We start from the raw sequence: 10,294 nt of genomic DNA, 5'->3' as shown, positions 1-10,294 counted from the left end.
ACGGCGACCACCGATATCTTGACTGTGTAGATCGTCGGCAGCGTCAGATGTGTTTAAGAGACAGCCCTCTCCCTGAGGGAGAGGGGAGGATGGCCAGATAGCGCTGTTTGGGTTTCGGTGCGACAAGAGGCTGAGTGCCTTTCTCTCTCTAACTCAGGGTGGCTACGGGCTGGGCCTCTACCAAAAGTTGCTGGGTTTGCAAGTCGAAGATAGTGGCCAGCAGCCGCCGCGAGGCATCGACGGCAAATTCCACCTTGAGGCGATCTTCTCCTGCCCGGCCTGGGGGCTGCAGGCGGGCCAGGCAAGCCGGCTCGGCGCCGGGGGCCAGGGATCGAAAATCGGTTTGTCGAGTGAGTTGGCGGCTGCTCATGCGCCCCAGCTCGTCGTAAACCACCTCGGCTTGGGCCACCTGAGCCACTTCTCCCACATCGAGGCGAATTTCGGTTTGCCCATCGTTGGCCACCTGCAAGATCAAGGGCTCGGAGCGTCGGCAGGGGTAGGGGCTGCCCCGCTCAAACAGAGGGTAGTAGATATAGCTTTTTTGCAAGGGATCCCAGAGGCGGATGGCGTAGCTGTGGTGCAGGCGATCCTCCAGCTTAACTTGGCGGCCCACCTGCAGGGCGCCCAAGGCCACAGCGTCGAAGGGGCGTTCGCAGCGGACTTTCTTTTTGCCAAAGTAGGAGCGGAGCAGCTCTTGGACTGCCGGCAGTTGGGAGCTGCCTCCCACCAGGAGCACCTGCTCAATTTGGCCTTTGCCCACTCCCCTGGCCTGGGCAGTGAGAAGCACATCGTCTAGGCACTGGCGGATTTGATCCAAGAGCTGGTGGGTTTCTAAAATCTCCTCCAGCACCTGCCGATCCAACTGCAGCTCATAGGCAGTTAGGGCTTCGTCGTCAAACCAACTGCCCACCGCCTTGGGCTGGGCAGAAAGGGCGATCTTGAGCTGTTCTGCCTGCTCCAAAAGGGTAATCCAGCTCAGGGCTCCCAGCTGCTGCCGGCTCAGCCCCAGTTGCCCCAGCAGGTATTCGGCAATCCAGATGTCGATGTCCAATCCGCCCACGTAGGCATCTGCCTTGGCGATTACCTCTGCCTTGAGGACGGGGTTGCCCGGCTGAGGGGGAAGGGTGCGCACCAGGCTGAGATCCAAGGTGCCGCCACCGAAATCCACCACCAACACGATGGATCCCGGCTGGCCAACCGCATAGCCCAGGGCAGCGGCAGTGGCCTCGTCCACAATCTGAACGGGATCCCCGGCCACCCTCCGCAGCCAGTTTAAGTAGCGCTCAAAAGAGCCGACGGGAGCTGTAAACACCACCTGTTGCGGCTGCGGGTACTCTTGTTGGATGGCTTCCATCACCGCCTGCAAAAAAGCCTGGGCCACCCTCTCGGCATCGTAGCGCTCCCCATCCAGAACTCGCGGCGGGGGCACAAACTCCGCCACCAGATCCCGCTTGAAGCCCTGAAACAAGCGCTGCGGATCCACTGCTCCCCAGCGCCCGGCGCGCACGGTTTCCCCCACCAAGAGCTGGCCTTTTCCCTTGACGTAGACCAGGCTGGGAATAGCCGCGTAACTGGGGCGGGAGAGGCCGGGAAGGCTGAGCAGGCGGGGCGCTTCTTGTCCAGGATCCCAAACCGCCACCACGGTGTTGCTGGTGCCAAAATCAATAGCCAGCGTCGCTTTGGGGACGGGTGCCATCAGCTCAATCCTCCGGGCAGGGAGCGACTAACTTTGGCCGGGCAGAGAATGCGATCGCCGCAGCGGTAGCCGACAAAGCGGATATAGACGGGATCCCCGGGCCGAATGTCCGGCTGATCCGGCTGGTGCAGTTGCGGGTCGAAGGGGACGGATTCAAGAGGGCTGCCGATGGCTTCATACCCCCACTGCTGCAGCAGGGCGTCCAGCGACCGGAACAGAGCCGTCACGTTCTGGGCCGGCCAATCCGGCTTGCGCCGGGCAATCTCGCGGACGGTGGGGTAGCTGGTCAGCAGCGGCTGCAGCAGGGAGAAGATTGCCTCTGCATTGTCAGAGCCCCTTCCGCCGCCAAGCAGGGATCCCACATCCCACCGGAGAGCGGCAGCCAACTTTTGCAGTTGCTCCAGGCGCAGGGATCCCCACCGCCCTTGGCGCACCTGATCGAGGGCGCGGCGGCTGATCCCTGCTTGAGCTTGCAAGGCCTGCCATGAGGAAAGGCCAACGGCTTGCATGCGTTCCCGCAGCCAACTGTCCAGCGGTCTCTCGGCCATTGGGTTTTGCCAGGGATCCCTATGATCATGCCCCAACTGGGGCCTGGGTCAGGGATCCCCAAAGCGCAGGGAGCGGGCTATGGCTTCCACATCCCGGTCGTAGCGCTCGCGCCGGCTGGCCGGATAGACAAATTCAAAGCCAGCCTCTAGAGAGGGGCGGACAAGCTTTTTGAGATAGAAAATCCGCAAGCTGCCTGGCTCGTAGCCGGAGACCACGAAAAAATCCCGACCGGCAACTTGATAGGTAACCCGGCGTCCGCTTTCTCGGCTGCGCTGCAACTCCTCTTGCAGGGCGCTGGCGGGCGTTGCTTGAAAAATATTGTATCCACCCCAAACGCGGAGCTCAGCCCCCTCTTCGCCGACAAACACCTGGCCGTCGCCGCTATCGGATTCCCCTTGGGGGACAAAATCGGCCGGATAGTCGAGGCGATAGCCAAAGCGGGCATTGATGTAGGGCTGAAAACTTGACTGGGCCAGTACCAAAAGAGCGGGTGAGGCCAGAGCCGGGATCCCTTTTCCCACAAAGAGAGCGGCGAGCAGACGGGCTAAGCAAGCAGCAGATCTCATGGTTTCGAGTTTTTCGGATCTGCGGCCATTCTAGGCTCCTTTTTTCTAAACTGCTGCTGGCAAAGGGATCCCTCACCCCCAACCCCTCTCCCACAGGGAGAGGGGAGAAGGATAGGGTTTCCAGCTTGTTGATTTGATGTCGATTAACTCCGCCGGTCGCTATCGAGGTTTTGCCCGGAGCGCAGCAGTTCAATTTTTTCTCTAGCTCGCTGGATAGCGGCGCAGTTGTCCACTGCTGCCCAGGTGGAGGCCAGAAAAAGTCCAGGGAGAGAAACTTCTCCTTCTTCGTCGCCAAACAACACGCCGTTCGCGTCAGCGGGACGGAGTCCTTACAAAAATGCACCACCCCAAAAAGACCATCAGCGCTTTCCATCGCCGCGTATAAATGTAGGCTGCAAAAGCCAGCAATAACGACAAAAAGATTGCCACTCCCTGAGACTTTTGAGAAAGGGCATAGGTGCGGCGTAGTTCTTCGTCTATGCGCTTTTGATCTTCTTGCTGGAGCAACTCTTGCAGATGCTTGTCCATAAAGGCCGCTCCCCAAAATCAGACGGCCTCATCCTAAAGATCCCTGGAAGTCCCCTATTCAAAGCCGGTTTTGGCGGGATCCCACCCTCTAGGGCGGCAAATAGTCGCCTTCCCGCGTTTCCGACTTTTGTAAAATAGGGAGGCCTGTCTCCTATTGCCGGCCGCCCAGCCCGCACCAACAGATTTGCCATGACCTCAACTCCTCTTGCTGCTGCCCACGCTGTTGCTTGGGATCCCCTTGACCCGCAGGTGCGCCCGGATCCCCAGGGCCGGTTTGGGCCGTTTGGGGGCCGCTTTGTACCGGAAACCCTGATGAGCGCCCTGACGGAGCTGGAGGAAGCCTTTGAGCGGCACTGGCAGGATCCCGAGTTTCGCGCCGAGTTGCACAGCTTGTTGCGGGATTTTGTCGGACGGCCCAGCCCACTTTACTTTGCCCAGCGGCTTACCGAACACTACGGCGGCCCCCAGATCTACCTCAAACGGGAAGACCTCAACCACACCGGCGCCCACAAGATCAACAACGCCCTCGGCCAAGTGCTGCTGGCGGTGCGCATGGGCAAGCGGCGGATCATCGCCGAGACCGGCGCCGGCCAACATGGGGTGGCCACGGCAACGGTGTGCGCCCGCTTCGGCCTGGAATGCGTCATCTACATGGGGGCGCTGGACATGGAGCGGCAGGCCCCCAACGTGCAGCGGATGCGCCTGTTGGGCGCTGAGGTGCGCGGGGTGGAAGCCGGCACGGCCACCCTCAAAGATGCCCTCTCCGAGGCCATCCGCGACTGGGTAACCCATGTGGAGACCACCCACTACGTCATTGGCACGGTGGCCGGGCCCCACCCCTACCCGAAGCTGGTGCGGGCCTTTCACGATGTCATTGGCCAGGAGACGCGGCAGCAGTGTCAGGAGAAATGGGGAGGGTTGCCGGACGTGTTGCTGGCCTGTGTGGGCGGTGGCTCCAATGCCCTGGGCCTGTTCAACGAGTTTATCCGCGATCCCCAGGTGCGGCTGATTGGCATCGAGGCTGCCGGGGAGGGTTTGCACACATCCCGCCACGCCGCCACCCTCAGCCGCGGTCGTATTGGGGTCCTGCACGGGGCCATGAGCTACCTGCTGCAGGACGAGGAAGGCCAGGTGCAGGAGGCCCATTCCATCAGCGCCGGCCTGGATTACCCTGGCGTGGGGCCGGAGCATAGCTACCTAAAAGAGATCGGGCGGGCCGAGTACTACGCCGTTACCGACGACGAGGCGGTGGAAGCGCTGCTGCTGCTGTCGCGCCTGGAGGGGATCATCCCTGCTCTGGAGACGGCCCATGCCCTGGCCTACCTGAAGACTTTGGCCCCTCAGCTTGGCCCCCAGCAGCGGGTGGTGGTCAACTGCTCCGGGCGAGGCGACAAGGATCTGAACACTGTTTTCAAGTACTTGCAGCAGCGGGGGCATAGCCTAGCCTAGAGTTGGCTTGCCAACCCTCTCTCCCTTGCCAAGGGGATCCCTGCCCATGTCCACCTTTGCCGTTCGCCTGCTCGGCCTACTGACCTTGTTTCTGGGGGCGGGGCTAGTGCTGCTGGTTGGATCCCAGCCAGAGGTTTCCGGGCGCGTTGGCGGGATCCCGTCCCCGGCCACGACTTTCTGGGCAGGCGCCTTGGTCGACCCCAGGGAGGAAGAGGCGAAGGGGACAGGGATCCCCGCTCCCGGCCAGCCGCCACCCCTTCCTGAGACGCTGCCGGCCCTGGCGCGGCAGGCCATCGCCCACTACTTCGCCACCGGCCAGGTGCTGCCCGCCCCAGAAGAGATCCCGCCCCACTGGCGGCGCCCGGCGGGAGTTTTTGTTACGGTGACCAGGGAGGGACGGCCCCGCGGCTGTTGGGGCAGCTTGGATCCCGGCGGCGATCTGGCCAGGGCCACCATCCGGGCGGCGGTGGGGGCTGTTACCCGCGACTGGCGCTATCCGCCCCTGCGACCTGGGGAGCTGGAGTCGGCGTCCATCCAGGTGGCCATCGTGCGACGGGTGGTGCCCATCCCCTCGCTGGAGCAGGTGGATCCCACCCGCATGGGCCTGTTCATTCGCACGGGCACGCGGGGGGCGGTGTTGCTGCCCGGAGAAGCCCTGACAACGGAATGGCAGCTTTCCACCGCCAAAAGGTTGGCCGGGATCCCTGCGGATCAGCCAGTGGAGCTGTTTCGCGTGGAGGCGGAGCTGCTGCATGAGTTTTGAGGCCCAACCCGACCGGTGGCTGGCGGCGGTGCTGGGCAACACCCACGTGCGCTGGGGCTGGTTTGTGGGGGAGACCTTGGTCAAGGTGGAACAGTTCCCTGCCCACCGGCCCTTGTCCTGGCCGGAAGAGACGGAGCTGTGGCTGGCTGCCGTTGGCTCTGCCCCTTTGCCGCCGGGATCCCCGTGGGTGCATTGCCTTGGACTCTCCCAGGTGCCGCTGCGGGATCCCTACCCCGGCCTGGGGCTGGATCGGGCGCTGGCCGTCTGGGCTGCCGGCATCCACTACGGCTGGCCCTGTCTGGTCATCGACGCCGGCACCGCCCTAACCCTGACGGGGGCTGACCCGGAGGGATCCCTGCTGGGAGGGGCGATCCTGCCCGGCCTAGGGCTGCAGGCACAGGCACTGGCCGACCACACCGCCCGCCTGCCCAAAGTGGAGTGGGAGGCAGCGGATCCCTTGCCCCCCCGCTGGGCCAGGGACACTGGGGCTGCCATCCGCAGCGGCATTCTCCACACCCTGCTGGCCGGCTTGCAGGACTTCATCGCCGACTGGCGGCGCCGCTTTCCCCAGGGGCCCCTGCTAGTAACCGGCGGCGATGGCGAGCTGCTCTACCCCCACCTGCGCCCCCTGGACAGGGAACTGCACTGGGATCCCCACCTGGTGTTGCGGGGGATCGCCGGCTGCCGTCAGTTGCACCGCGCTGCTCGGCAGTTCCCTGGTGCAGAATAGAAAACAGTCGCTTGGGGTTTATCCCCAACCCTAGAGCTCACTCAGGCCTCCAAGGACTCTGTCCTGCTAGCGCAAACGGAGCGGGCAGCTTCTCTACCTCTTGGCAACCCAGGGATCCCATGGCCAACGGCAACTCCTTCGGCGTCTTGTTTTGCGTCACCACCTACGGCGAGTCCCACGGGGGGGCGGTGGGGGTGGTGGTGGACGGCTGCCCACCGCGGCTGCCCTTGAGCGAGGCCGACATCCAGGCGGAGCTGGATCGGCGCCGCCCTGGCCAGAGCTCCATCACCACGCCGCGCCAGGAGGCGGATCGCTGCGAGATCCTCTCCGGGGTTTTCCAGGGCTTTACGCTGGGCACGCCCATCCACATCCTGGTGCGCAACCAGGACGCCCGCCCCCAGGACTACCGCGAAATGGCCACCACCTTTCGCCCTTCCCATGCTGATGCCACCTACCAGGCCAAGTACGGCATCCGCAACTGGCAGGGGGGAGGACGGGCCTCGGCGCGGGAGACCATTGGCCGGGTGGCCGCCGGGGCCATTGCCAAGAAGATCCTGCGTCTGGCGGCAGGGGTGGAGATCCTGGCCTATGTGCAGCGGGTCAAAGACGTGGAGGCGCAGGTGGATCCCAGCTCAGTAACAGCCGAGCAGGTGGAAGCCAACATTGTCCGCTGCCCCGACCCAGAAGCGGCGGCGGCAATGATTGAGAAAATCGAAGCAGCGGCGCGGGAAGGGGATTCTCTCGGGGGAGTGGTGGAGTGCGTGGCCCGCAATGTGCCCCGCGGGCTGGGCTGCCCCGTGTTTGACAAACTAGAAGCCGACCTGGCCAAGGCGGTGATGTCGCTGCCGGCCAGCAAGGGGTTTGAGATTGGGTCGGGGTTTGCCGGCACCTACCTGACGGGCAAGCAGCACAACGATGAGTTTTACATGACCCCCAGCGGCTGGCGCACCCGCAGCAACCGCTCCGGCGGCATCCAGGGGGGCATCAGCAACGGGGAAGATATCGTCCTGCGGGTGGCCTTCAAGCCCACCGCCACCATTCGCCAGCCCCAAAGCACGGTCACCCTCGACGGGCAGGAGACGGTCTTGGCGGCGCGGGGGCGCCACGATCCCTGTGTGCTGCCGCGGGCGGTGCCGATGGTGGAGGCGATGGTGGCTTTGGTGCTCTGTGACCATCTGCTGCGCCACCACGCCCAGTGCGGATCTCTAGTCTTGCCAGAGGTGCCCATGCCTGCCGTTCCTATGTCCCCCAGCTAGCGGCAGCCGGTCGGAGCCCTTGCGGAGATCCTGATTGCGCCAGCGGGATCGAGTCTTTGTATCCTGAGAAAGAGGCGGGATCCCTGCTCATGGCCAAAGCCAAAACCGTCTGGGAGTGTAGCCAGTGCGGCGAGCGCTATCCCAAGTTTTTGGGCCGCTGCGACAACTGTGGCGCCTGGAATACCCTGACGGAGGTGGTTCTCACCCCCTCTCCCAAGTCTGGGTCACCCCAGCGTCTTGTCCCCCCGCGCAGCCGCGGCAGCGGGATCCCCCAGGCAGCCCTTCCTCTCGCTCAGGTGCACTCGGATCGCCACCCCCGCCTTTCCTCGGGCTTTGGCGAGTTCGACCGCGTGTTGGGGGGCGGCATTGTACCGGGATCCCTGGTGTTGATCGGCGGCGATCCGGGCATTGGCAAAAGCACTCTGCTGCTGCAGACTGCCGCTCATCTGGCCAAGGGCGGGCCTGTCTTGTACGTGTCGGGGGAGGAATCGGCCCAGCAGATTAAGCTACGTGCAGATCGCCTCGGCGGGACGGAGGGGCTGGGGATAGAAAGCGAGCAGCTCTACCTATTGGCCGAGACCGAGCTGGAGGCCATTCTGGCCGAGATCCAGGCTCTGCAGCCGCAGGTGACCATCATTGACAGCATTCAGGCCATCTTCTGGGGGCAGCTTAGCTCAGCGCCGGGATCCGTCTCCCAGGTGCGGGAATGTGCCGGCCTCTTGATGCGGGTGGCCAAAAAACTGGGGGTGGCCCTGCTCATCGTTGGCCATGTCACCAAAGATGGATCCCTGGCCGGGCCCAAGGTGCTGGAGCACTTAGTGGACACCGTCTTGTACTTCGAGGGGGATCGCTTTCAGAGCCACCGCCTGCTGCGCGCCGTCAAGAACCGCTTTGGGGCAGCCCAGGAAATCGGCGTTTTCGAGATGACTGCCTCTGGCTTGGTGGAAGTAGACAACCCCTCGCAGCTTTTTTTGAGCAGCCGGGATCAGGCCACGCCAGGAACAGCCACCATCGTCGCCTGTGAGGGCACCCGCCCTTTGGTGGTCGAGGTGCAGGCCCTGGTCAGCCCCACCAGCTACAGCTCCCCCCGCCGCACCGCCACCGGCATCGAGCCCAACCGCTTTCTGCAGATCTTGGCGGTGCTGGAAAAACGGGTGGGGATCCCGCTTTCCAAATACGACGCCTACATCGCCTCCGCCGGCGGCATCCAGGTGGCCGAGCCGGCTGCCGACTTGGGGGTGGCGGTGGCCGTGGCCGCCAGCTTCCGGGATCGCCAGGTGGATCCCTTCACGGTCTTGATTGGCGAGGTGGGCCTGGGGGGACAGGTGCGCCCGGTGCCGCAGTTGGAGCAGCGCCTCAAGGAAGCCGCCAAGCTGGGGTTCCGCCACGCCATCATCCCCAACAGCCCTGTTTTGGCCGACGCTGGCCTGCGCCTCAGCCGGGTGCAGCGGCTGCTGGAGGCCCTGCTGGTGGCTCTGCCCAGCTCCGAGCCTACCCAGTGAGAGGGGATCCCCAACTGGCCCAGCTCGGCAGTCGATCTTCCGCCGAGAACCAATCTGCGGGCAAATGTCATTCATATCTATAGCGTTATATAGTAAAGTTTAATGCAAGGACAGCGACTCGATCCCTGCTCGGGTGGGCACTCTATCCTACAGACACTGGCGAAAGATACTGACCAAGGATCGACCTATGGCGTTGGTGGCCCTGTTTATCTTCGTGGTGTACCTGATCGTCTCCCGCTTGAACGCCCAAGCAGAGCGCTAGCTGCTCTCCAAAAGGGATCCGGCCAAAGCTGAGGAGGTCTGGCAGGATTTTTTGTCTCTTGCTCTGCTCAAGGAGGCAAGCCCAGGGTTGGGCTTCTATCTCTGGCGTGGGATTGGAGAAGCTTTCTGGTCACCCTTTTCCCAGCAGCCTTTGCTACCCTCGAGATGGTTTCATATCGGCTGATCGACAAACAACCGAGCAGCCCTGCAAGGGATCCCGGCATCATGGTTTCTGCACCTTCTAGCCCCCTCAAGCCCTCGACACCAGCAGCGGAGTTTCCACCGCCGCCGCCACCGGATGTCAGCGACCTGACAATCGAGGACGACCAGCCTGTGGATAGCATCTACTCAGAGAAGCTGCAGCGCCTGCTCACCAGCGCCCTCTACGCTTCCTTCCAGCCCAGGGCCAAAGACAGCGGCGAGCCGATCCCCTTCTTGGCCACGGCCAACGTCGGCCTGTTCTACGCCCTCAAGCTGCCGCCGCTGGTGCCCGATGTCATGCTCAGCCTGGAGGTGGCTCCCCCCGCCAGCTTCGAGCGCAAGGAAGATCGCACCTACTTCGTCTGGGAGATGGGCAAGCCCCCCGACGTGGTCATTGAGATTGTCTCCAACCGCGAGGGGGAAGAGCTGGGCCGCAAACTCAGGGACTATGCCCGCGCTGGGGTGGGCTACTACGGGGTTTACGATCCTTTGCGGCAACTGCGGGAACTACAGGGATCCCCGCTGGTTCTTTTTCAGCGGCGGGGGGGAGAGCTGGTTCCCTTCGATTCCACTTGGCTGGAGGAGATTGGCCTGGGCTTGACCCTCTGGCAGGGATCCTTCGAGGGCGTCAACACGGAATGGCTGCGCTGGTGTGACCGAGAGGGCCAAGTTTTGCCCACCGGCGAGGAAAAGGCCGCCCTAGAGCAGCAGCGGGCCGAAAGAGAACGCCAACGGGCCGAAAGACTTTTGGAGCTGCTGCGTTCCCACGGGATCGCGCCGCCGGAAGAGTAAA

Annotated in this window: 10 protein-coding genes; 6 read left to right on the top strand and 4 right to left on the bottom strand. The window is 63.5% G+C overall.

Features of this window, described 5'->3' with window-relative positions; genetic code table 11:
• Positions 1–148: 148 nt before the first annotated feature.
• From NW858_RS10220 to NW858_RS10205, 4 genes are all read right to left on the bottom strand, one after another.
• Entirely contained in the window at positions 149–1,696 is a 1,548-nt protein-coding gene (locus tag NW858_RS10220) for an Hsp70 family protein (RefSeq protein ID WP_414520428.1), read from the bottom strand.
• Complete coding sequence (locus NW858_RS10215) at positions 1,696–2,244, bottom strand: hypothetical protein (protein ID WP_414377130.1); 549 nt, start codon at positions 2,242–2,244, stop codon at positions 1,696–1,698. Before NW858_RS10215 ends, NW858_RS10220 begins: the two co-directional genes overlap by 1 nt.
• A gap of 48 nt (positions 2,245–2,292) precedes the next feature.
• Positions 2,293–2,811, bottom strand: coding sequence for a hypothetical protein (locus NW858_RS10210; protein WP_414520427.1), 519 nt, complete (start codon positions 2,809–2,811; stop codon positions 2,293–2,295).
• Positions 2,812–3,123: 312 nt separating this feature from the next.
• The gene (locus NW858_RS10205) at positions 3,124–3,339 is read right to left on the bottom strand and encodes a hypothetical protein (protein ID WP_414332928.1); all 216 of its coding nucleotides are present in this window, start codon (positions 3,337–3,339) and stop codon (positions 3,124–3,126) included.
• A 189-nt stretch (positions 3,340–3,528) separates the two neighbouring features.
• Between NW858_RS10205 and trpB the strand changes: the two genes are divergently transcribed.
• The 6 genes from trpB to NW858_RS10175 all read left to right on the top strand — a co-directional run bounded on the left by trpB (position 3,529) and on the right by NW858_RS10175 (position 10,293).
• Positions 3,529–4,788 (top strand): tryptophan synthase subunit beta, encoded by a 1,260-nt coding sequence (trpB, locus tag NW858_RS10200; protein WP_414520426.1) that lies wholly within the window; start codon positions 3,529–3,531, stop codon positions 4,786–4,788.
• 7 nt (positions 4,789–4,795) lie between these two features.
• Positions 4,796–5,551, top strand: a complete 756-nt coding sequence (locus NW858_RS10195; protein ID WP_414520425.1) for an AMMECR1 domain-containing protein — start codon at positions 4,796–4,798, stop codon at positions 5,549–5,551.
• Entirely contained in the window at positions 5,541–6,281 is a 741-nt protein-coding gene (locus NW858_RS10190; protein ID WP_414377136.1) for a pantothenate kinase, read from the top strand. The genes NW858_RS10195 and NW858_RS10190 overlap by 11 nt, the downstream gene beginning before the upstream one ends.
• A gap of 119 nt (positions 6,282–6,400) precedes the next feature.
• The gene (aroC, locus tag NW858_RS10185) at positions 6,401–7,537 is read left to right on the top strand and encodes a chorismate synthase (RefSeq protein WP_414520424.1); all 1,137 of its coding nucleotides are present in this window, start codon (positions 6,401–6,403) and stop codon (positions 7,535–7,537) included.
• A gap of 89 nt (positions 7,538–7,626) precedes the next feature.
• Entirely contained in the window at positions 7,627–9,039 is a 1,413-nt protein-coding gene (radA, locus tag NW858_RS10180; RefSeq protein ID WP_414367738.1) for a DNA repair protein RadA, read from the top strand.
• A gap of 426 nt (positions 9,040–9,465) precedes the next feature.
• Positions 9,466–10,293 (top strand): Uma2 family endonuclease, encoded by an 828-nt coding sequence (locus tag NW858_RS10175; protein WP_414520423.1) that lies wholly within the window; start codon positions 9,466–9,468, stop codon positions 10,291–10,293.
• Position 10,294: the final 1 nt, after the last annotated feature.

The sequence above is a fragment of the Synechococcus sp. H55.10 genome (assembly GCF_047502715.1).
Lineage (GTDB): Bacteria > Cyanobacteriota > Cyanobacteriia > Thermostichales > Thermostichaceae > Thermostichus.
Note: the sequence above shows the minus strand (reverse complement) of the source record. Positions and strands in the feature narration are given on the sequence as shown.